The organism is Catellatospora sp. NPDC049609 (genome assembly GCF_040675365.1).
Lineage (GTDB): Bacteria > Actinomycetota > Actinomycetes > Mycobacteriales > Micromonosporaceae > Catellatospora.
In genome coordinates this window covers 32,262-53,009 of sequence record NZ_JBFAOU010000039.1, presented here as the reverse complement: position 1 = coordinate 53,009, position 20,748 = coordinate 32,262, and the positions used below count along the sequence as shown (strand labels likewise).

The following is a 20,748-nucleotide window of genomic DNA, read 5'->3' as shown; positions in this document are numbered from 1 at the left end:
GTCGCCGGCGGCCGCGGTCGGGAAGCGTACGTCGTGCACCTTGGCGTCGATGATTTTCATGACTGTCCTACTCGGAAGATCTTCTTGGGCAGGTGCTCGCGGGCGGCGCTGGTGGTGAAGTGGCCGTTGCGGCCGGCGCGCCACAGGCCCCACAGCGCGAGCAGCGCCGCGACCAGCAGCGGGCCGCCGTCGCGCACCAGGCCGTCCGTGCCCAGCAGCAGCGCGCACAGGGACAGGTGCACCAGCAGCACGGCCAGCGTCAGGCCGACCAGCAGCACCCGGGCCCAGCGCTTGCCCTTGACCAGGAAGATGCTCAGGAACAGGGACATGTAGCTGACCACGAGCGCGAACACGAACCACGCGGCGATCACCGGCAGCAGCACCGGGCGGCCGTCGAACACCAGCCCCAGCGCCACCACGCAGGCGACCAGCATCAGTGCGCTGTAGCTGAACGTCGCGACCCGCGTCGTCAGCACCCAGCCGGGCACCTGCGGCTTCGGATCGACCTGGCGGCGCCTGATCCCGTCCCGCCCGATCCACCACCGCATGCGCGGGCGCGTCAGGTACTCCCGCACGCTCGCGGACCGGTACAGCAGCAGCACGACGCTCAGGCACAGCGCGGCCACCACGGCGAAGCCGACGATCCCGGGCAGCGCCGGATACCCCTGCTTGGGCACCACCAGGCGGGCCAGCGCGAACACCGTCGTCACGGCCAGGATCAGCCCGAACGGCGCCGCGCCGTGGCGCCCCCGCCACAGGTGGAAGATCAGCACCAGGAACAGCAGCGAGCGCAGCAGCGCCCAGGCGGTGCGCACGGACAGCGCGTACCCGCCGTCCTCGGCGTAGAACCAGTTCAGCCACTCGACCGCGGCGGTGGCCAGCGCGGTCACCCCGAGCAGCGCCGTCAGCAGATGTACGGCGGCGGGCCGGGTCTCGGTCGTCGGGGCGGCAGCGGACACCAGTCAATGATGCCCACGGAGCACAATGGCAACCATGTGCCGGAGCATCAAGACCCTTCGCCCGCCGTTCCAGGAGATCGTGACCGAGGAGGACATGCGGGCCGCCGCCCTGCAGTACGTCCGCAAGATCTCGGGTTTCCGCGCCCCCGCGGCGCACAACGCCGAGGCGTTCGACCAGGCTGTCGAGGCCGTGTACGCGGCTACCGCGCAGCTGCTCGCCACGCTGCAGGTGCGCCGCTGACCGGTGCGCCGTCGATCCGTGCCCCGGGTCGCCCGTTCTCGGTTTGCCGACGGCGTACGCGGGGATGATGGGAGGCATGGTTCTGCGGCGCATCCTGAGCAGCCTCGGCTTCGGCGGCCTCGAGGTCGACACCGTGCTGTCCACCCCGGCCGCCCGGCCGGGCGGCGCGTTCTCGGGGCAGGTGCGCCTGCACGCCAAGGGCGACGTCGAGATCACCTCGGTGCAGGCGCTGCTCGTGGCGAGCGCGAACGGCGCCGAGACCGAGCTGGCCCGCTACCCGGTCGCCGACCGGTTCGCGCTGCGCGGCGGCACCGGCCACGCGGTCGGGTTCCACCTGGCCATGCCGTACTTCGCACCCGTCACCCTGGTCTACGGGCACCCGATGCCGGGAGTGACGGTCGGCGTGCGCACGGAGGTCAGCGTCGCCGCGGGCTCGGCGAAGACCGACTTCGACCCGCTCGGCGTCGAGCCGACCGAGATCCACCAGCATGTGCTGGACGCGCTCGGCACGATCGGCTGCCGCTTCGTACGAAGCGAGCTGCGCCCCGGCAGCCCGCCCGCCCAGGCGATCACGTTCTACGCGCCGGTGCCGCAGGGCCAGGCACTCGGGCCGAACATCCCGCAGCTGGTGTTCACGCTCGCCGCCGATCCGCAGGGCGTCACCGTGTCGGCCGGGCTCTCCGGCCGCGGCGGGCCCGGTGACGTGCACCGCGTCACCGCAGAGCAGTCCCGCGAGCTGTCGGCGGACCCGGCGCGCTGGATCGAGCTGGTCGACGGCTGGGTACGCAAGGCGCTGGACCAGCTGACCGCCGCGCCGCAGCAGGACCCGGGCGCGTTCATGCGCCCGCCCGTGCACGCCCCCGGCCCGCCGCACCACTCCGGCCACCCGAACAGGCCGTACGCGTACCCGGGCCAGGGGTTCGGCGGCTACCGGTACGGCGGGTACCGCGGCACCGGGTCGATGATCGGCGCGGGGCTGGGCGGCGCGGCGCTGGGCTTCCTCGGCGGCATGGTGATCAGCGACATGATCCACGACGCGCTCACACCCGACGTCGCCCCCGACACCGGCGCCGCGGACGCTGCCGGCGCGGACACCGCAAGCGCGGACACCGCCGGCGCGGACGCCGGAAGCGGCGCGGACGGGGCGGCCGCCGATGCGCAGCCCGACCCGGCCGCCGACGGAGCGGGCGTCGCCGACACCGGCTACGACCAGGGCTATCAGGACGCCGGCGCCCAGGACGGCGGCTACGACGCGGGCGGCTGGGACCCCGGCGGGTACGACTCCGGCGGCTTCGACTCCGGCTTCGGCGACTTCGGCGGCGACTTCTGAGCGTCACCCGATTCCGACCACCACCCGGTTCCCGGCGCACCCGATTTCTGAGCTTCACCCGATTTCTGAGCGCCGCGTCACCCGATTTCTGACTACGACCCGTTGAAGATCGCTGTCTGCGGTCAGAACCTTTAGCCGGACCACACCTTCTGACCGCAGACAGCGATCTTCGCCCGGCGCCGCACCGAACCGGGCGCCGCGGTGGGGCGCGGGGGTGGCGCCGTCCATCCGATCAGGAACTTTTGGCCACGACACGCCGCCGAACCGTGCCATAAGTTCATGATCAACCAGCGTGGGGGCTGGGGGTGGGGGTGCCGGGGAGGGGGGCGCGGGGGTGCGGGATGGCGGTGAGGGCGGCGGGGCGGTACTGGGCGAGGGTGCGGCCGGCCAGGTCGTTGACGGACGAGGAGTTGGCCCAGGCGCCGAAGATGATGGAGGCGAACGGGATCGCCTTCGCGGCGAGTTTGCGGACCGCGCGCATGCCGGCCATCTGGGCCAGCTTCCAGCTCAGGCGGCCCAGCGCCCGGCCGACGGGGGCGCGGCGGCCCGCGGTGCCCGACGCCCTGGCCAGCGCGCTGCCCACGCCCTCGCGGCCCTGCGCGACGCCGAGCGCCAGCCGGGCCGCTTCGGTGGCCTTGTGCACGCGCTGGAGCACCAGCAGCTCGGTGGCGCGGTCGGGGTGGGTCGGGTCGACGCCGTACACCGCGGCCAGGTGCAGCACCAGGCGGGACTGCGTCCAGGCCAGGGTCGCCAGGTCGACCACGGCACCGGGCAGGCCGATCGAGCCGGACACCGCGCCGGTGAACCGGGCGTGCCGGCGGAACCGCTTGATCGCGAGCTGGGCCAGGCCGTCGGGGTGCATGTGCGGGTACGTCGCGCGCATGCGGGCGGCCCAGGCCGCGGCCTGCGGGCCGATGCGGCGCACCGCCTCCAGCGCCAGGTGCTCGGGCGCGTACTGGGGGTCGGCCTTCATCTGCCGCCAGAGGCTCGCGGGCGGCGCCTCCCGCACGTCGAGCTCGATCCCGCTCGGGGTGATCGCACCGGGCTCCGTCATCGCAGGACCTCCGCAAGCTCCAGCAGGGACTCGTCGGTGCCGGGGGCGCCGACGAGGCACAACCCGACCGGCAGGCCGTCGACGTGGGCGCCCGGCACGGTGAGTGCGGGCAGCCCGGCGACGCTGGCGATGCCGGTCAGGCCGAGGATGGGGGCGCGCAGCGGGCCGGTGTCGGCGCCGCGCGCGGGCGCCGGGGCGGGCGCGGTGGGGATGGCCAGCACCGTGCCGTCGAGCACCCGGGCCATGGTGGACTTCACCGCGTTGATCTCGCGGTCGGCCGTGCCGAGCTCGTCGAGGGTGCGCCGGGACGCGATGCGCACCCGCTCGCCGACGCCGGGGCCGAAGTGCGGGTTCTCGGCGCGTACCCACTCGCCGTGGCGCTGCCAGAACTCCCAGCCGGTGCGGATCGCGTAGGCGAGGCGGTAGTCGGGCGCGGGGGCGGCGCCCCACAGCGGCTTCTCCTCGGTCGGCAGCACGCCCGCGAGGGTGGCCAGCGCGGGCGCCAGCGCGTCGCGCACCGCCGGGTCGGCGAGCTCCCACAGGTCGGCGGGGGCGTGCACACCGCGCAGCGGCTTGGTCTCGGGGCCGCTGGTCAGCAACACCCCGGTCGCGGTACGCAGCAGCGCGAGGTCGCGGGTGAGCAGGCCGGGCACGTCGAAGGAGCCGCACAGCGGCACGACGCCGGACCGGCTGACCCGGCTGTGGCTGGGGCGCAGCCCGTAGAGGCCGCACCAGCCGGCGGGGATGCGCACCGAGCCGCCGGTGTCGGTGCCGAGGCCCAGGTCGGCCGAGCCCTCGGCGACCGCGGCGGCGGTGCCGTTGGACGAGCCGCCGGTGATGTGGCCGGGCGCGGCCGGGTTGTCCGGCGCGCCGTAGTGCTCGTTCGTGCCGAACAGGCTGTATGCCATCTCGTCGGTGTGCGTCTTGCCGACGATGCTCGCGCCCGCGCCGGTCAGCACCGCGACCGCGGCGGCGTCGCGCAGCGCGACCGGGTGGGTCGCGAGCCAGGTCGGGTTGCCCGCGCCGGTCGGCAGACCGGCCACATCGAACAGATCCTTGACGGCCAGGCGTACGCCGCGCAGCGGCCCGTCGGACTCCGGGCGCGCCGGGACGGCCGTCACCCAGGGCACGTAGGGTCCGGGGGTCGCGAGCTCGGTCATCAAACACTCCTACCACGAGCGCCCACCGGGGAGAGCGGACGCACCACGTAGCTTAGAGCCCTATGACCGCCGTGCTCAGTCGCCAAACACTCAACCGGGCGCTGCTGGCGCGCCAACTGCTGCTCCGACGTGCGGACATGCCCGTGTACGAGGCCGTGGCGCACCTCTACGGCCTGCAGGCGCAGGCCCCGAACCCGCCGTACCTGGCGCTGTGGAACCGGCTCGCGGGCTTCGACCCGGCCGCGCTGTCGCAGCTGATCACCGACCGGCGGGTGGTCCGCATCTCGCTGATGCGCTCGACGATCCACCTGGTCACCGCCGAGGACTGCCTGGCGCTGCGGCCGGTGCTGCAGCCGATGCACGACCGCGGGCTCGCCGCCGGCTACGCCAAGCAGCTGCCCGGCCTGGACCTCGACCACGTCGCGGCGTACGGCCGTGAGCTGGTGGAGCAGCAGCCGCGCACCTTCGCCGAGCTGCGCACGCTGCTGGCCGAGCGCTTCCCGGGCCACGACGCCGAGGCGCTCGCGCCGGTGGTGCGAACGCGGGTCCCGCTGGTGCAGGTGCCGCCGCGCGGGCTGTGGGGCTCCGGCGGCCAGGCGGCGCACACCTCGGCCGAGGCGTGGCTGTCGGCGGCGCTGCCCGAGCCGGACCCGGCGGCGATGGTGCTGCGCTACCTGGCCGCGTACGGCCCGGCGAGCGTGCCGGACGTGCAGGCCTGGTCCGGGCTGACCCGGCTGAAGGAGGTCGTGCAGCGGCTGCGCCCGCAGCTGGTGACCTTCCGCGACGAGCGCGGCGTCGAGCTGTTCGACCTGCCCGACGCGCCCCGGCCCGGCGCGGACGTGCCCGCCCCGCTGCGGCTGCTCGGCGAGTTCGACTCGGTGCTGCTGTCGTACGCCGACCGCAGCCGGATCATCTCCGACGACGGCCGCAAGCGGGTGTTCACGGTGAACGGGATCATCAAGGCGACGGTGCTGGCGGACGGGTTCGTGGCGGGCACCTGGCGGGTCGAGCGCACCCGTGCCCGCGCCGTGCTGACCGTGCAGCCCTTCACCGAGCTCACCGACGCGCAGCGTGCGGAGCTGGTCGAGGAGGGCATGCGGCTGCTGCCGTTCGTCGCGCCGGACGCGCAGGCGTACGACGTCGATCCGGGCTGAACCAGAGACGCTGTTCGGGATCGGACACCGGCTTGACGGGCAGCGATCGATCGCGAAGGATTCTGGCGTGCTTGACCCGGGGATGACGCTCGGCGGCCGTTACGAACTCGTGGATCTGATCGCCCGCGGCGGGATGGGCGAGGTGTGGCGCGCCGACGACCTGGTGCTCGGCCGCCGGGTCGCGGTGAAGGCGCTGCTGCCCAACCTCGCCGCCGACCCCGGCTTCGCCGCCCGGTTCCGGGCCGAGGCGCGGGCGATGGCGGCGCTCAGCCATCCCGGCATCGTCGAGATCTACGACTACGGCCACGCCGACGAGGTCGCGTACCTGGTGATGCAGTTCGTCGAGGGCGAGTCGCTGAGCTCGCTGATCGGCCGGGACGGGGCGCTGGCGCCCGGCCCCGCGATGCGGCTGCTGGCCCAGGCCGCCGACGCCATCCACGCCGCGCACGTGCGGGGCATCGTCCACCGCGACGTCAAGCCCTCGAACCTGCTGCTGCGCCCGGACGGGCGGCTGGCGCTCACCGACTTCGGCATCGCCCGCATCGTCGCCGCCGACCGCCTCACCGCCGCCGACGAGATCCTCGGCACCGCGTCCTACCTGGCCCCGGAGCAGGTCACCGGCGACCCGGTCGGTCCGGCCACCGACGTGTACGCGCTCGGCGTGGTCGCGTACGAGCTGGTGACCGGCGACCGGCCGTTCACCGGGGACACCCCGCTCGCGGTCGCGCTCCAGCACGTCAACGACGACCCGCCGGAGCTGCCGCCGGGCGTGCCCGCGCCGGTCCGGGCGCTGATCGTGCGGGCGCTGGCCAAGGAGCCCGACCACCGCTGGCCCACCGCCGCCGCGCTCGCGCGGGCGGCCAGGGCGGCGGCGCACGCACCCGCCGAGCCGCTCTCGGCGACCGGGCGGTCCGGCGGCGGCGCGACGGTCCCCGGCACGTCTTCCGACGAGGCACGCATAACGTCGGCCCACGGCAGGACACCTGCCCCGCCCGGTGGCACGGAAAGCGGGCCCCGCGGCACGAAGGAGGTGCCGCCTGCGGGCAGCCGGGCGCTCGCCCGCGCCGGTCTGGCCGGCACGCGTCGGCGCGGGGCGCTCGCCGGGGCCGCGGCGGTGCTGGTGCTCGCGGCGGTCGCCGGCTATGCCCTCACCTCGGGCACGGACCAGGATCCGCCCGCGGCGGGCTCCGACCGTCCCACCCCGACGGCCACCGCCGCCGCGACCGACGCCCCCGCCACGGGGGCGGCCGCCCCGAGCGCGACGCGGGCACCGCGCGCCACGCCGACCGCGTCCGGCCGGGCCGGGACGCCCAGGCCGTCGTCGACGGCGGCCGCGAACCCCGCCGCGACCAGCCCCGCCGCCCCGGCCAGCCCCGCCGCGTCGACGCGGAAGGTGCCCGGCATGTACGGCTGGCGGGAGGTCGAGGTGACGGCGGAGCTCAAGCGCCTCGGCCTGATCGGGCGGATCACGTACCGGGCCACGCCCGACCAGTGCTACGCCATCGAGCAGACCCCGGCCGGCGGCACCGTCGTGGCCCCGGGGACCACCGTGGATGTCGTGATCGCGACCGCGACCGACATCTGCAAGCAGGTCTGACCACACGGCCCGGCCACGGCTGCTGGGCCGACGGCCGCACCGGCCGGTCCTTCCGCAGGATCCAGCAGGTCCGGGGGGTGCGGGCCGGGGGTCGCGCCCCGGCCCGCACCGCTGCGCCGGTCAGTGGTGCCCGGCGTGGGCCAGGTGCGCGCCGTGGTCGATCACGCCCGGCTTCCCGCCCGGCGGCACCACCACGAACTGCCCCATCATCCCGGCGTCCTCGTGGAACAGGACGTGGCAGTGGAACATGTACGGCGTGTCCGCGTCCGCGTAGTCGGTGAACTTCATGATCAGCTCGAAGGTCTCGTTCGGCGGCAGGTAGACGGTGTCCTTCCAGCCCGCCAGCTGCGGCGGCGGCGCGGCGCCGTTCCTGGTGAGCACCTGGAACTGCACGTCGTGCACGTGGAAGTTGTGCGGCTGGCCGTCGTTGTTGACCACCTTCCAGATCTCCGTGGTGTCCTTCTCCGGCGCGAAGTCGACCCGCGTCATGTCCATCTGCGAGCCGTTGATGTTGTGGCCGCTGAGCTTGAACGCGCGCTGCTGCGCCGCGTCGGCGCGCGCCAGCCGGGGCACCGCGACCAGCCGCTGCGGCACCTCCGGCCGCGCGGCCAGCGTGCCCGCCGCGCGCAGCTGCAGCACGTCGAACGTGTCCTCGCCGCCGGTGAACCGCCCGAACACCCCCGTGCCCAGGTCCGGCGGGTAGCTGCGCAGCACCGTGCGCTCGCCCGGCCGCACCGTCACCACGATCTCGGCCCGCTCCCCGGGCGACAGCATCACCCGGTCGGTCTCGTACGCCGACTCCAGCAGCCCGCCGTCCGTGCCCACCAGCGCGAACCGGCGGCCGTCGGCGAACCCGAAGTCGTAGGCGCGGGCGTTGGACCCGTTGAGCAGGCGCAGCCGCACCCGCTGCGTAGTGACCTGAAGGTACGGCCCGACCGTGCCGTTGACCGCGATCGTGTCGCCGAGGATGCCCACCCCGCCGAAGACGCCCGGGGCGTCGTCCAGCTTGCCGTCGCCGTCGAAGTTCTTGTCCTGCACGATCACCGGGATGTCGTCGACGCCGTACTCGTGCGGCAGCGCGGCCGCCGACGTGGCCGGGTCGTCGATCAGGAACATGCCCGCCAGCCCCTGGTACACGTGCTTGGCGGTCTCGCCGTGCAGGTGCGGGTGGTACCACAGCGACGCGGCCGGCTGCTCGATCCGCCAGCTCGGCGACCAGGTCTTCCCGGCGGCGACCAGCTGGTGCGGGCCGCCGTCCATGTCCGGCGGCAGGTGCATGCCGTGCCAGTGCACCGTGGTCGTCTGGTCCAGGGCGTTGGTCACGTTGACCACGACCTGCTCGCCGCGGGCGGCCCGCAGCGTCGGGCCGAGCAGGTCGCCGTTGAAGCCCCAGGTCGGCGTCGCACCGCGGCCGAAGTCGTGCGTGCCCGCCTGCGCCCTCAGGTCGAACACCCGCTTGCCGTCCTCCATCCGCGACGGCGCCAGCGGCGGCACCGCCAGCGGACGGGTGAAGTCGACCTCGCCGGTGGTGTCGACCACCTGGATGTTCCAGATCCACACCCCGGCGCCCGCGCACACCGTGCACAGCAGCGCCACCACGATCCCGAAGACCGCCAGCACCCTCCTGAGGCGCACCCTGATCCTCCCCCTTCCACAGGTCCCGTTGAGCGCAGACAGGGTGCCGGGGCGCACGCGGGCCCGTCGAGGGATCGACGCGGATACCCGGGGCGGGCCAGGGGATTCCCCCCGGTTGTGGGCGAGTTCACCGGGGAAACCCTGACGGGTTCTCCCGTGCGAGCGCTTACCGTCGAACGGTGAGCGCCACGACCCACCCCGCCACCGCCCGCCGCGAGCCCTGGCCGCTGGCGGGCTTGCTCGTCGTGGCGGCGGGCACGTTCCTGTCGGTGACCACCGAGATGGTGCCGATGGGCCTGCTCAGCTCGATCAGCCGCGGCCTGGGGGTGTCCGAGCCCACCGTGGGCCTGCTCGTCACCGGGTACGCCCTGATGGTGGCGCTGTTCGCCGCCCCGCTCGGCCGGCTCACCGCCCGCTTTTCGCGCCGCAACCTGCTGGTCGGCACGCTGCTGGCGTACTCCGCCAGCAACGTGCTCATGTCGCTCAGCACCGCGTACCCGATGGCCGCCGCGGCGCGGCTGCTCGGCGGGCTCGCCCACGGCGCGTACTGGGCCATGTGCGCCGGGTACGTCGCCCGCATGGTCTCCCCCGACCGGGTCGGCCGTGCGGTGACCCTGGTGTTCAGCGGCGGCACGGTCGCCATCCTGGTCGGCGTGCCGGTCGGCACCGCGCTGGGCGTGGCCGTCGGCTGGCGGGCCGCGTTCGTGGTGCTCGCCGTGGTCGGCGTGGTGCTGGCGCTGGTCGGCTGGCGGATGCTGCCCGACTTCCCCGGCGAGCAGGCCGGCAACGGCATGAGCCTGCTGCACGTGCTGCGTACGCCGTCGGTCGCGATCGTCGTGGTCACCACGGCGGTGACCATGCTCGGCTACTTCAGCTTCTACACCTACATCTCGCCGTTCCTGCAGTCCACGGGCCTGGCCGAGGAGCAGCTGAGCCCGGCGCTGCTCGGCTACGGCGCGGCGGGCGCGGTCGGCCTGCTCGCCGCCGGGATGCTGGTGGACCGGCGGCCCCGGCTCGCGGCGCTGGGCGGGGTCGTCATCCTGACCGCCGCGCTGGGCGTGCTGAGCCTGTCCGGGCACTCCCCCGCGCTGGCGGTCGCGGCCGCCGCGCTGGCCGGGCTCGCGCTCAACGCGCTGGCCACGCTGGTGCAGGCGGCGATCCTACGGGCCGCCCCCGCGGGCGCCGCCGACACCGCGGCCGCGCTCAACGCGTCGGCGTTCAACGTCGGCATCGGCGGCGGCGCGCTGCTCGGCGGCCTGGTCCTCACCGGCTGGGGCCTCGCCGCGCTGCCGCTGGTCGCGGGCGTGCTGACCCTGGCCGTCGCCTGCGGCGTGGTGTACGGCCGCCGGGAGGGTTTTCCCGCCACGGTGCCCCTGTGAACTGCGGCGGCCTGCGAACGGGCAGAATGGCGGCGTGACGACGTCCATTGCGCAGCGCATCGCCGAGGAGCTCGGCGTACGGCAGAACCAGGTGAACGCGGCGGTCGAGCTGCTCGACGGCGGGGCGACGGTCCCGTTCATCGCCCGCTATCGCAAGGAGGTCACCGGCGCGCTGGACGACGAGCAGCTGCGCAACCTCGAGGAGCGACTGCGCTACCTGCGCGAGCTGGAGGAGCGCCGCGCCACGATCATCGAGTCGATCCGGTCGCAGGGCAAGCTCGACGACGCGCTGCTGGCGCAGATCATGGCGGCCGACGCGAAGGCCCGGCTGGAGGACATCTACCTGCCGTACAAGCCGAAGCGGCGCACCAAGGCCATGATCGCCCGCGAGGCGGGGCTGGAGCCGCTCGCGGACCTGCTGCTCGGCGACCCCTCGCACGACCCGCAGACCGCCGCCGCGGCCTACGTCGACGCCGACAAGGGCGTCGCCGACACCGCCGCCGCGCTGGAGGGCGCGCGCTCGATCCTGGTCGAGCGCTTCGGCGAGAACGCCGACCTGATCGGCGGGCTGCGCGAGCTGATGTGGACCCGCGGCCGCATCGTCTCGAAGATGCGCGACGGCAAGGCCGAGGAGGGCGCGAAGTTCTCCGACTACTTCGACTTCTCCGAGCCGTACGCCAAGCTGCCCAGCCACCGCATCCTCGCCATGTTCCGGGGCGAGAAGGAGGAGGTGCTCGACCTGGTCATGGAGCCGGACGAGCCGCAGCCCGAGGGTGCCCCGGCCGGCCCGACCGTGTTCGAGCAGCGCATCGCCGCCGCGTTCGGCATCGGCGACCGCGGCCGCCCGGCCGACAAGTGGCTGAACGACACCGTGCGCTGGGCCTGGCGCACCCGCATCCTGGTGCACCTGGGCCTCGACCTGCGCAACCGGCTGTGGCAGGCCGCCGAGGAGGAGGCCGTCCGGGTCTTCGCGATGAACCTGCGCGACCTGCTGCTGGCGGCCCCGGCCGGCACCCGCGCCACGATGGGCCTGGACCCGGGCTACCGCACCGGCGTGAAGGTCGCCGTCGTCGACGCCACCGGCAAGGTCGTCGCCACCGACACGATCTACCCGCACGTGCCGCACAACCGCTGGAACGAGTCGCTGGCCAGCCTCGCCAAGCTGTGCGCGGCACACCAGGTCGAGCTGATCGCCATCGGCAACGGCACCGCCTCGCGGGAGACCGACAAGCTCGCCATCGACCTGATCAAGCTCGCGCCCCAGCTCAACCTGACGAAGATCGTCGTCTCCGAGGCGGGCGCGTCGGTGTACTCGGCCTCGGCGTACGCCTCGCAGGAGCTGCCCAGCCTCGACGTGTCGCTGCGCGGCGCGGTGTCCATCGCCCGCCGCCTGCAGGACCCGCTCGCCGAGCTGGTGAAGATCGACCCGAAGTCCATCGGCGTCGGGCAGTACCAGCACGACCTGTCCGAGGTGAAGCTGTCGCGCTCGCTGGACGCCGTGGTCGAGGACTGCGTGAACGGCGTCGGCGTCGACGTGAACACCGCGTCCGCGCCGCTGCTGGCCCGGGTCTCCGGCATCAGCGCGGGCCTGGCCGAGAACATCGTGCTGCACCGCGACGCCAACGGCCCGTTCCGCTCGCGCACCGCCCTCAAGGAGGTGCCGCGTCTCGGGCCCAAGGCGTTCGAGCAGTGCGCGGGCTTCCTGCGCATTCCCAACGGCGACAACCCGCTCGACGCGTCCAGCGTGCACCCCGAGGCGTACCCGGTGGTGCAGCGCATCCTGAAGAACAACGGCGTCGAGATGGCCAAGCTCATCGGCAACGGCTCGCTGCTGCGCACCCTCAAGCCGGCCGAGTACGCCGACGACGTGTTCGGCCTGCCGACCGTCACCGACATCATCAAGGAGCTGGAGAAGCCCGGCCGCGACCCGCGCCCGGCCTTCAAGACCGCGTCCTTCAAGGACGGCGTCGAAAAGATCTCCGACCTGCAGCCCGGCATGCTGCTGGAGGGCGTGGTCACCAACGTGGCCGCGTTCGGCGCGTTCGTCGACGTCGGCGTGCACCAGGACGGACTGGTCCACGTGTCGGCGATGTCGCGCAACTTCGTCAGCGACCCGCGCGAGGTGGTCAAGTCCGGTGACGTGGTCAAGGTCAAGGTGCTGGACGTGGACATCCCGCGCAAGCGCATCTCGCTGACCCTGCGCCTGGAGGACGAGGCCGCCCCGGCGGGCGGCGACCGCGGCCAGCGCGGCAGCGTCGGTGGCGGCGGTGACCGCGGCCAGCGTGGCGGTGGCGGTGGCCAGCGCGGGGGCGGCGGTGGCGGCCAGCGTGGTGGTCAGGGTGGCGGCCAGGGTGGCCAGCGCGGGGGCGGTCAGCCGCGCCAGCGCAACGAGCCGATCGCGAACAGCGCGATGGCCGACGCCCTGCGCCGCGCGGGCCTCGACAAGCTGCGCTGACGCCGGGGCCGGCGAGTCCGTCCTTTTCATAGACGTTGGCCTATCTGGATGACTTCGATCGACGAATCGTCATTCAGATAGGCCAACGTCTATTTGGGCCGGCCCTGCCGCGCCGGGTGCGGTGGGCGCCGTCCGGTGTAGAGCACGTCACAACCGAGGGGTGTCACACGGGGGTGCGGGCGGACGTCAGGCAGGTGAGCGCACACATCCCCCGCCCGTGAAGGAGCGCACACCGTGTACACCGCCCACATCGTCGTCACCGTCCTCGCCGCCCTCTGGGTCGGCTTCTCGTCGATCTCCCTGTTCCGCCGCGCGGACTTCGTGACCGCGCCGCTGGTCGGCTACGGCGTCCCCCGCTCCTGGTGGCCCTGGCTTGCCGCGGCCAAGGGCGCGGGCGCCGTGGGCCTGCTCGCCGGCCTGCTCGTCCCCGCCGTCGGCACGCTGGCCGCCATCGGCCTGATCCTGTACTTCACCGGCGCCGTGATCACGGTGCTCCGCGCCCGCTCCTACCGGACCGTCGCCTTTCCCGTCCTGTACCTGGCCCCCGTCGCAGCGGCCCTCGCGCTCGGGATGGCCGCCTGACCACGGTCCCGACCTCGGCCGCCCTAGCTCGGCACGCTGACGCGGCGACGGCGGCGGGTGACGACGACCAGGGCCGTGCCGCCCACGGCCATGGCGAGGCCGCCGAGGGCCACGACCACGTTGCTGCCCTTGTCATCCTCGATCTCGGCGATGTACACCTGCCGCCACCGCATCTCCTCCTCGCCGGCCGCCTCGGCCAGCAGCCGCTCGGCCCGGGTCTGGTCGGCGTCGAGCTGCGTGTAGCCGTACACGCTGCCCACTGCCAGGAACAGACCCAGCCCGACGATCAACACACCCACGACGTACGACACTCTCCACATCGCGCCTCCCGGCCTAGCGTTCCGCTGACACGCGGAACCTAGGCGCGGCCGGGTGCCCCACCCGCTGCCGGCTTCCATAGCCGCAGGTCGGTGGCGTGCGAACGTTCCCGGAGCGGGCCGGTGCGGGGCGTCACCGGCGGGCGTGCCGGTTGCCGTCCTCCTTGACCACCCGGTGCTGCACCACCTGCGCGTTCGGGGAGGTGCGGCTGTGGGAAGGAGCACGGGTGTGCGGAGGACTCCCCCGGCGGCATACGGTCGGCGGTATGCGTGACTTCCGGTTCTCGTCCAACGTCTTCGCCGTCGCGTCGCAGGAGTCCTTCGCGGACCGGTGCCGGCTGGCCGAGCGCCTCGGGTACGACACCGTGTTCGCCGCCGACCACCTGGGCGCGCCCGCGCCGTTCCCGGTGCTGGTCGCGGCCGCGGCGGCGACCGAGCGGCTGCGGGTCGGCACGCTGGTGCTCAACGTGCCGTTCTGGAACCCGGCCCTGCTGGCCCGCGAGATCGCCACGACGGACCTGCTCACCGGCGGGCGGCTGGAGGTCGGCCTCGGCGCGGGCCACATGAAGTGGGAGTTCGACGCGGCCGGGATCCCGTTCGCGCCGTTCGGCGCCCGCACCGCGCAGCTCGCCGCGACGATCGGCGAGCTGGGCCGGTGGTTCCGGGCCGAGGACACCAGGCCGCTGCCGGGCGGCGCACCACCGCTGCCGGTGCAGAAGGCGGGCTTCGGCGGGTACGGGCCGCCGCTGATCGTCGGCGGCACCGGTGACCGCGTCCTGCGCATCGCCGCCGAGCACGCCGACATCATCTCGGTGGCCGGGGCGTACCAGGTCAAGGGCGCGCAGCCGGGCACCTTCCGGCTGGGGACGGCCGCCGAGGCGGACGAGCGGGTCGCGTTCGCGCGGGCGCACGCCGGGGACCGGGCCGACCGCATCGAGTGGCACGCGCTGATCCAGCTGGTGGTCGAGACCGCCGACCGAGCGGCCACCGCGGCCGAGCTGTCCACGCGGGCGGGCATGTCCGCGCAGGACGTGCTGGAGTCGCCGTTCCTGCTGCTCGGCACGGTCGATGAGATGGCCGCGCAGCTGGTCCGGCACCGCGCGCGCTACGGCTTCTCCTACCTGACCGTGCACGACCCGTACCTGGAGGCGTTCGCGCCGGTCATCGCGGCGCTTCGCGGCTGACTGCACCGCGTGCCACCATGGACGGGTATGCGCATCGCGGAGAACGTCGAGGGCGTTCCGGCGCCGCAGCTCCGGCCGTACGTCAAGCGGTACGTCGGCTACCACTACCGGGGCTTCGCGCCCGGAGTCCATCTCGGCCTGCCGTCGTCCGAGCTGACGGTCGTGATCAGCTTCGAGGAGCCGACGCTGGTCGCGCTCACCCCCGGTGCGCCGCCGACCGGGTACGCCGCGCTGGCCAGCGGGCTGACCCTGGCGCCGGCCTTCATCCACCACGACGGCACCCAGTTCGGAGTGCAGCTCGGGCTGACCCCGGCGGGCGCCCGCGCCCTGTTCGGCATGCCGGCCGCGGCACTGGCGGCGGCGGTGCTGCCGCTGTCGCTGGACGCGCTGACGGACCGCCTGCGCACCGGGACGTGGCGCGAGCGGTTCGCGCTGCTCGACGCGGCGCTCACCCGGCGGCTCGACCCGGCCGAGCCCGCTGCCGAGCTGGCGTACGCCTGGCAGCGGATCCTGTGCTCCGGCGGCGGGCTGCGCGTGGGCGACCTGGCCGCGGAGACCGGCTGGAGCCGCCGCACCCTGTGCGCCCGGTTCACCGCCGAGTTCGGCGTCGGCCCGAAGGACGCGCTGCGCATCGCCCGCTTCGACCGGTCCCAGCGGCTGATGCGGCAGCCGCACCGTCCGGCGCTGGCCGAGATCGCCGCGACCTGCGGGTACTACGACCAGGCGCATCTGGCCCGGGAGTGGCGCGAGTTCGCCGGGGTGGCGCCGTCGCGCTGGCCGCAGGTCGAGGAGCTTCCCATTCTTCCAAGCCACGAGGCCGCCGCGGCCGCGACGCTGGAGGCATGACCGATAACCGCGCCATGGTGTGGCCCTGCCTGACCTACCCCGACGCCCGTGCCGCCATCGCGTTCCTGGAGGACGCGTTCGGGTTCACCGCCACCGCCGTGCACGGCTCCGGCGACACCGTCGACCACGCCGAGCTGCGCTGGCCGCCCGGCGGCGGCGTCATGCTGGGCAGCCCGCGCCCCGACAACGTGCACGACATCCCGGCCGGTCAGGGCCTCGTCTACGTCGTCACCGACGAGCCCGACGCGCTGTTCGCCCGCGCGACCGCCGCCGGGGCGACGGTGATCCGCGAGCTGCGCGACGAGGACTACGGCTCCCGCGGGTTCAGCGTCCGCGACCCGCAGGGCGTCATCTGGAGCTTCGGCACGTACGCCGGGGAGTGACACCCCGCGCGGCCCAGGGGCGTGGGCCGCGCGGGCAGGGCCGGGGCGTGCTGCGGACCGGGTCACGCCGCGGGCGGCGGACGCTGCGGCGGGTCACGCCGCGGACCGGCCCGGCCGGACGGGGGGGCGCGGCGGGTACGCAGGTGCGGACCCCGCCGCGGACAGGCTGCCGACGTGACCGGCCGCGCCTGTTCCCGAGTCCCCCACCGCCGGCCCTAGCCGACGCTGACCGGTTCCGCTGCGGCCGGGAGGGGCTCGGGCGCGCGCCGCGACTGCCGCCAGGCGGGCAGGTAGAGCGGGGCGGCCACGGCGAGCACCGCGGCGCCGACCAGCATCGCGGTGCTGATGCTGGTCGCGGCGGCGAGGCTGGTGAGCGCGACCCCGCCGACGGCGCTCGCGGGTTGGCCCATCATCGAGTTCAGCGAGATCACGCTGGTCCGGTACGGCCCGTCGACCTGGCGGTGCAGCAGCGCCGTGTGCAGCGGGTTGGACGCGCCGTGCACGGCGTAGCAGCACAGGTACGCGGCCAGCAGGCCGGCGGGGCCGGCGAGCAGGCCCATCGCCACGACGGTCACGCCCTGCAGGATCCGCAGCAGCGCGGCCGACGGCGCGGCGCCCGGCCAGCGCAGCAGCAGGGGTGTCAGCGCGGCGCCGGCCGCCGAGACGAGCCAGGCCGCCGAGTTCGCCGGGCCGAGCAGCGCACCGGCGCGGTCGGCGTCGCCGACCACCTCGGCGAGCCGGACCGGCAGCAGCGTCTCGAAGGTGACCATGCCGAATCCCCAGAACAGCTCCACCGCCACCAGCGCCAGCAGCACCCGCGAGCGGCGCAGCAGCCCGAACGCCTGGCCGATCATGCGGGGGGCCTCGCGGACCGAGGCGCGCAGGGCGGCGACGCCGCGCGCGGGCCGGGTCTCGGCCAGCAGTCGCAGCAGGACGATCAGGGCGACGGCCTGCAGCGCCGTGGCGGCGAGCACCGGCACGGTGAGCGCGCTGACGCCGCCGAGCGGGCCGAGCGCGACCAGACCGCCGCTGAGCAGCGCACCGGCGGAGATCGCCACGCCGATGACGGTGCCCGCGTGGCCGAGCCCTGCCTCGTACTTCGCGTCGGGGTCGGCGGCGAGCGTGGCGTCGACGTACCAGGACTCCAGCGGGCCGCTGTCGAGCGCGCGATGGATGCCCTGCAGCGCCCAGGCGGCGACGAACATCGCGAACGAGTCCGCCACCATGAGCAGCGCCAGGGAGAGCAGGTTGACCGTCCACGACGCCGCCAGCACGGGCTTGCGGCCGAGCGCGTCGGCCAGGCCGCCGGTCGGCAGCTCCAGTGCGAGCACGATCAGGCCCTGCGCGGTGGCGGCCAGCCCGATCTGCGGCAGGGTCAGCCCGCGCTCCTGCATGAGCAGGATCAGGACCGGGATCAGGAGGCCGGTCGGCAGCCAGCGCAGGCCGTGCAGCAGCAGGTATCGCCGGTGCACCTGGCGGACGGTCAGCGTGCTCACCGGATCTCCTCCGCCCGGGGGAAGCTCGCGAGGAACACGTGGATCTGCGCGGCCTCGGGCTCCTCGCGGAGCGCGGGGTCCTGGCGGTACCGCTCGATGAGGTCCCAGAGCTCGTCGTTCAGCGCGCGCAGGCGGGTAGGCGAGAGGGTCAGCGTCGCGTCGCCGATCATCGCGGCCTCGCGCCAGGCGAGCGGGGCCGTCTGCTGCGCCGCGACCCAGCTCTCCGCCTGCTCGGCGAGGAACCGCAGCTGGTGGGTCTCGATCCACTCGGCGGCGGCGCGGGCGTCCGGGTCGTCGTCGAAGTCGGTGGGCCGCCAGGTGCTGGCGTCGTGCGCGGCGCGCCAGAAGCGCTGCCGGCCGGTGCCCAGGTCCGTCTCCTCGGCCACCAGCCCCACGTCGGCGAGCTGGCGCAGGTGGTAGCTGGTCGCGCCGGTGTTGGTGGCGAGCAGCCGGGCGAGGGTGGTCGCGGTGGCCGGACCGTCGACCCGCAGCAGGCCCAGCAGGCGTGCTCGCAGGGGGTGGGCCAGCGTGCGGATCTGCGGCCCGTTCAGGTGTACGACGCGGTGCGGGATCGGCTCCTCCATGAATGCACGATAACTGTGCACATAACTTATGCACAATAGTTGTGCAACGCACTGGGCTGAGCTGGGTCAGCGGCGGGCGAGCAGGTCGGCCGCGAGGCGGGCGGCGCCCACCTCGCCCGGCCCGGCGGTCGGCGCCGCGACGGCGGGCAGTCTTCCCGCGAGCAGCCGGATAACCGCCTCCCGCACCGGCCGCGAGCCCAGCAGCACGCTGCCGGCGAGCACCACCGGCCCGTCCCGGTGCACCTCGGCGACGGCGTCGACCAGGTGCGCGGCGGCCCGCTCGACGAGCGCGGCGGCCGCCGGGTCCCCCGCCTCGGCGGCCTCGGTGACCAGCGGCGCGAGGCGGGAGAGGTGGCGCGGCTCCTGGGCGTGCAGCGCGCCGATGAGGTCGTCGGCGGCCTGCCGGGACGCGGCGGCGGGCACCGCGCCGAGCACGGCCGTCGCGACGGCGCGGGTCAGGTGCCCGTCGGGGACGCGGGTGTACAGCTCGCGGGCGGTCAGCGCGGCGGCCTCGCGGCCCAGCCAGAAGCCGGAGCCCAGGTCGCCGAGCAGCCAGCCGATGCCGTCGGCGGTCGTGGTCATCACGCCGTGCTCGATGCGCGCGGCGATCGCCCCGGTGCCCGAGATCAGCACCGTGCCGCGCGGTTCCGCCGTGCCCGCGGCGTACGCCACCTCGACGTCGCCGACCGGCCGCACCGGCACGGTCAGCCCCAGCTCCGCGAACGCCCGCCCGAAAGCGGCCGCCACCATGGGGTCGGCGAACCGGCCGGTGCCGGCGATGCCCATCACCGCCGACCGCACCGCGGCAGGGTCCAGGCCGGACAGTGCCGCCCGCACGGCCGCCGCGACCGAGGTCACGGCGTCGGCGAGCGGCACGGACACCGGGTTGCCGGCACCCGCCCGGCCGGAGCCGAGGCGGGTGCCGTCGCGGGTGGTGATCAGCGCCCGGGACGACGTGCCGCCGACGTCGAGGCCGAGGACGAGGGTCACGGGCGCTGATCCTTTCACTTCATCCGAACCTGGGGAACCCGCTCAGCAGCGGCCCAGGTCCTCCCACTGGACGGTCCAGCCGGGCTCGGAGCCCTGCGTCCACCACTTGGCGCGCCACAGGTGCACGCCGTCACCGGACTTCGGGCCGCTGGGGTTGCCGTTGGCGCTGCGCTCCCACTTGACCTGGTTGCCGGTGGTGTAGACGCCGTTGACGGTCCACGTCGCGGCGTTGGCGCAGCCGGTGCCGCCGGTCGGCGGGGCCGACGGGGAGGGCGACGGCGGGCGCGGGGACGCCGAGGGCGAGGACGACGGCGGGGTGCTCGGGCCGGTCGACGGCGAGGCGGTGGGGCAGGTGCCGCCGCCGGTGCCGACGGTGTCGGTGTGCGCCACGTTCTGCGCCCGGTACGACCCGACGCGGGCGTTGACCTGCGCCGGGGTGAGCACCTCGTGCTGCGAGTACAGCACGTAGTCGACCTGCTGGCGGTAGGTCGACATGCCGCCGGTGTGCGCGGCCGCGTCGATGAACCACAGGTTGAAGTTGATCGACATGTTGGTCTCGGGGCAGTAGATGCCGCTGTGGTCGGCGACCAGGTTCCCGTCGATGTAGTACTTCACGTGCCCGGCCGAGACCGTGAACACGAGGTCGTGCCAGCCCGCGTAGGACTGCCGCTGCTCACCGTGGGCGTTGACCGCCTCCCACGGGTCGGGGCGGTAGGTCTCCCACGTGGTCTCGTACATGATGTTCGACGGCTCGCCCCACCCGCCGTTGGGCAGGTACTCGAAGTCGATCTCGCCGTAGTTCGGGTCCATCGGGGCGGCCAGCGGGGTGATGGTGAAGAACGTCTCCACCAGGTGGTCGCCGTCGTTGCCGGAGACCGGCGCGTCGGTGAACTTGACCCGCGAGGCGTACGTGCCCTCGAAGAACTTCTGCTGGTGGTACAGCTCCGCCTGGCTGGTGCCGCCGGCCGTGCCGTCGGTGGACGCCTGCAGCTGCAGGGACTTGGCGCCGTCCACGGTCGGGAACGAGACGTTGGTGGTCGGCCAGGAGGCGCCGGGGATGCCGGGGCCGCCGGAGTAGGTGCGCACGGTCCAGCCGCGCTGGCTGATCAGCGGGTCGCTCGGCCCGCTGTAGCTGAAGTCGTCGAACAGGGCGTTGCAGGTCGCCGCCGCGGCGACCGCGGTGGTGCCCGCGGTCAGCGCGACCAGCGTGCCGGCGGTCAGCGCCAGTGCGGTGGCGCCGATCGCGGCGACGATGGGACGTCGGAGGGACACTTGTTTCTCCTTTCGGGGTGGCGGACTACGGTGGGTGGCACCCCCGGGCGCGCCGCGTGAGAGGCGGCGCGCCCGGGGCCTTGGTGCCCTGTAGGTTCCGTGCGGAGGTGCCTTCTTGCGGGCACGGTCG

The 20,748-nt window shown here is 74.3% G+C and carries 19 protein-coding genes; 10 read left to right on the top strand and 9 right to left on the bottom strand.

Annotation, left to right across the window (positions count from 1 at the left end; all coding sequences use genetic code 11):
• Positions 1–56 precede the first annotated feature (56 nt).
• Positions 57–959 (bottom strand): hypothetical protein, encoded by a 903-nt coding sequence (locus AB0J67_RS14130; RefSeq protein ID WP_363481311.1) that lies wholly within the window; start codon positions 957–959, stop codon positions 57–59.
• Between the two features lie 34 nt (positions 960–993).
• On the opposite strand from AB0J67_RS14130, the gene AB0J67_RS14125 reads away from it, so the two are divergent.
• On the top strand, positions 994–1,200 hold the full coding sequence (locus tag AB0J67_RS14125; protein WP_363481308.1) for a DUF2277 domain-containing protein: 207 nt from the start codon (positions 994–996) through the stop codon (positions 1,198–1,200).
• 76 nt (positions 1,201–1,276) lie between these two features.
• Entirely contained in the window at positions 1,277–2,530 is a 1,254-nt protein-coding gene (locus AB0J67_RS14120; protein ID WP_363481305.1) for a sporulation protein, read from the top strand.
• A gap of 283 nt (positions 2,531–2,813) precedes the next feature.
• On the opposite strand, the gene AB0J67_RS14115 is transcribed toward AB0J67_RS14120, so the two are convergent.
• Together AB0J67_RS14115 and AB0J67_RS14110 are read right to left on the bottom strand one after the other, a co-directional pair.
• Positions 2,814–3,584 carry an EcsC family protein gene (locus AB0J67_RS14115; protein WP_363481302.1) on the bottom strand — a complete coding sequence of 257 codons (771 nt, stop codon included), beginning with the start codon at positions 3,582–3,584 and terminating at the stop codon, positions 2,814–2,816.
• The gene (locus AB0J67_RS14110) at positions 3,581–4,744 is read right to left on the bottom strand and encodes an amidase (protein ID WP_363481299.1); all 1,164 of its coding nucleotides are present in this window, start codon (positions 4,742–4,744) and stop codon (positions 3,581–3,583) included. The genes AB0J67_RS14115 and AB0J67_RS14110 overlap by 4 nt, the downstream gene beginning before the upstream one ends.
• A gap of 62 nt (positions 4,745–4,806) precedes the next feature.
• Between AB0J67_RS14110 and AB0J67_RS14105 the strand changes: the two genes are divergently transcribed.
• Entirely contained in the window at positions 4,807–5,898 is a 1,092-nt protein-coding gene (locus AB0J67_RS14105; RefSeq protein WP_363481296.1) for a winged helix DNA-binding domain-containing protein, read from the top strand.
• 67 nt (positions 5,899–5,965) lie between these two features.
• Positions 5,966–7,495 carry a serine/threonine-protein kinase gene (locus AB0J67_RS14100; protein WP_363481293.1) on the top strand — a complete coding sequence of 510 codons (1,530 nt, stop codon included), beginning with the start codon at positions 5,966–5,968 and terminating at the stop codon, positions 7,493–7,495.
• A gap of 120 nt (positions 7,496–7,615) precedes the next feature.
• Here AB0J67_RS14100 and AB0J67_RS14095 read toward each other — a convergent pair whose 3' ends face one another.
• Complete coding sequence (locus AB0J67_RS14095) at positions 7,616–9,130, bottom strand: multicopper oxidase domain-containing protein (RefSeq protein ID WP_363481290.1); 1,515 nt, start codon at positions 9,128–9,130, stop codon at positions 7,616–7,618.
• A gap of 179 nt (positions 9,131–9,309) precedes the next feature.
• On the opposite strand from AB0J67_RS14095, the gene AB0J67_RS14090 reads away from it, so the two are divergent.
• From AB0J67_RS14090 to AB0J67_RS14080, 3 genes are all read left to right on the top strand, one after another.
• Positions 9,310–10,509 (top strand): MFS transporter, encoded by a 1,200-nt coding sequence (locus AB0J67_RS14090; protein WP_363481287.1) that lies wholly within the window; start codon positions 9,310–9,312, stop codon positions 10,507–10,509.
• 34 nt (positions 10,510–10,543) lie between these two features.
• Complete coding sequence (locus AB0J67_RS14085; RefSeq protein ID WP_363481284.1) at positions 10,544–12,964, top strand: Tex family protein; 2,421 nt, start codon at positions 10,544–10,546, stop codon at positions 12,962–12,964.
• Between the two features lie 234 nt (positions 12,965–13,198).
• Positions 13,199–13,546 carry a DoxX family protein gene (locus AB0J67_RS14080; protein ID WP_363481281.1) on the top strand — a complete coding sequence of 116 codons (348 nt, stop codon included), beginning with the start codon at positions 13,199–13,201 and terminating at the stop codon, positions 13,544–13,546.
• Positions 13,547–13,569: 23 nt separating this feature from the next.
• Here AB0J67_RS14080 and AB0J67_RS14075 read toward each other — a convergent pair whose 3' ends face one another.
• Positions 13,570–13,866 (bottom strand): hypothetical protein, encoded by a 297-nt coding sequence (locus tag AB0J67_RS14075; protein WP_363481279.1) that lies wholly within the window; start codon positions 13,864–13,866, stop codon positions 13,570–13,572.
• 263 nt (positions 13,867–14,129) lie between these two features.
• Between AB0J67_RS14075 and AB0J67_RS14070 the strand changes: the two genes are divergently transcribed.
• The 3 genes from AB0J67_RS14070 to AB0J67_RS14060 are packed head-to-tail and all read left to right on the top strand — an operon-like array spanning position 14,130 to position 16,276.
• Positions 14,130–15,047: an LLM class F420-dependent oxidoreductase gene (locus tag AB0J67_RS14070; protein ID WP_363481277.1), complete on the top strand. Its 918-nt coding sequence runs from the start codon at positions 14,130–14,132 to the stop codon at positions 15,045–15,047.
• Positions 15,048–15,074: 27 nt separating this feature from the next.
• Positions 15,075–15,893 (top strand): helix-turn-helix transcriptional regulator, encoded by an 819-nt coding sequence (locus AB0J67_RS14065; RefSeq protein WP_363481275.1) that lies wholly within the window; start codon positions 15,075–15,077, stop codon positions 15,891–15,893.
• Positions 15,890–16,276, top strand: coding sequence for a VOC family protein (locus AB0J67_RS14060; protein ID WP_363481273.1), 387 nt, complete (start codon positions 15,890–15,892; stop codon positions 16,274–16,276). Before AB0J67_RS14065 ends, AB0J67_RS14060 begins: the two co-directional genes overlap by 4 nt.
• Positions 16,277–16,491: 215 nt before the next feature.
• On the opposite strand, the gene AB0J67_RS14055 is transcribed toward AB0J67_RS14060, so the two are convergent.
• From AB0J67_RS14055 to AB0J67_RS14040, 4 genes are all read right to left on the bottom strand, one after another.
• Positions 16,492–17,772, bottom strand: coding sequence for an MFS transporter (locus tag AB0J67_RS14055; RefSeq protein ID WP_363481271.1), 1,281 nt, complete (start codon positions 17,770–17,772; stop codon positions 16,492–16,494).
• On the bottom strand, positions 17,769–18,356 hold the full coding sequence (locus AB0J67_RS14050) for a winged helix-turn-helix domain-containing protein (protein WP_363481269.1): 588 nt from the start codon (positions 18,354–18,356) through the stop codon (positions 17,769–17,771). The genes AB0J67_RS14055 and AB0J67_RS14050 overlap by 4 nt, the downstream gene beginning before the upstream one ends.
• 66 nt (positions 18,357–18,422) lie before the next feature.
• The gene (locus AB0J67_RS14045; protein WP_363481267.1) at positions 18,423–19,346 is read right to left on the bottom strand and encodes a BadF/BadG/BcrA/BcrD ATPase family protein; all 924 of its coding nucleotides are present in this window, start codon (positions 19,344–19,346) and stop codon (positions 18,423–18,425) included.
• A 42-nt stretch (positions 19,347–19,388) separates the two neighbouring features.
• Entirely contained in the window at positions 19,389–20,618 is a 1,230-nt protein-coding gene (locus AB0J67_RS14040) for a glycosyl hydrolase (protein ID WP_363481265.1), read from the bottom strand.
• Positions 20,619–20,748: the final 130 nt, after the last annotated feature.